Annotated in this window: 1 protein-coding gene; it reads right to left on the bottom strand. The window is 62.4% G+C overall.

The features are described from left to right. Positions 1-22: 22 nt before the first annotated feature. On the bottom strand, positions 23-966 hold a 944-nt coding region (locus KJQ96_RS38530; protein ID WP_213291160.1), incomplete at its 5' end, for an IS110 family transposase.

Here is a 966-nt window from a genome sequence, read left to right as displayed (position 1 = left end):
GGCCCCGAGCACGGCGCGAGGATCAAGCAGGTCGGGACGCCGTCTCCTCCGTCTTGACGCACGCGAAGGCGCGTCCCTTGTTGAGGACCGCCCAGGCAATTCGGGCGAGCTTGTTGGCGAGCGCAATCGCCAGCACGTTGTGATGCAATCGTTTCCTGGCGGCTTGGATCCAAGAGTTGAGGCCATAGCGCTCCCAACACCTGATTTTGACCAGCACAACCCACGCGGCTTGCACGAACAGCGCGCGCAGGTAGCGATTGCCGCGCCTTGATATACTGCCGAGGATCATGCGGTCGCCGGTCGATGTCTGCTTCGGCACAAGTCCAAGCCAAGCGCCGAAGTCGCGGCCTTTCGAGAACACGTCTCCAGCGCCGATCGCGGCCACCATTGCGCTCGAGATGATCGGGCCAATGCCAGGCACCGTCATCAGTCGCTGGCAGGCCTCATCTTGATGGGCCAGTGTTTCGATCTCGCTAGATAGCCTCTCGATACGCTGATCCAGCCGGCGCCAGTCTTCCACCAGGCCCTCGATGATGAGCAACATGCGAGGCGAGAGGACATCGGTGCGTGTCGCCAAGATGCCCGGCAACTCGAACCGCAGGGAATGCAGGCCTTGCCGCACGGCGATGCCCCGCTCCAGCAGGAACGCACGGATCTGATTGATGACACCGGTACGCTGACCGACCAATCGATAGCGGACGCGGTGCAGTGCTTGAAGGTCGAGCTGATCGGCGGTCTTGGTCGCGACGAACTTCATGGTTGGGCGTTGGACAGCCTCGGCGATGGCTTCCGCATCTCGGAAGTCATTCTTCTGTCCCTTCGAATACGGGCGCACGTACTTCGCCGGCATCAGGCGGGCGTCGTGGCCAAGCATTTGGAGTCTGCGGCTGAGATGATGGGCGCCTACGCAAGCCTCCATACCGATCAAGCACGGCGGCAGGTTGGCGAGCCGCGTTTCCACCTGGC

It is taken from the genome of Bradyrhizobium sp. sGM-13 (genome assembly GCF_018398875.1).
Lineage (GTDB): Bacteria > Pseudomonadota > Alphaproteobacteria > Rhizobiales > Xanthobacteraceae > Bradyrhizobium.
The sequence above is the reverse complement of the archived record's forward strand: the minus strand, read 5'-3'. Positions and strand labels throughout refer to the sequence as shown.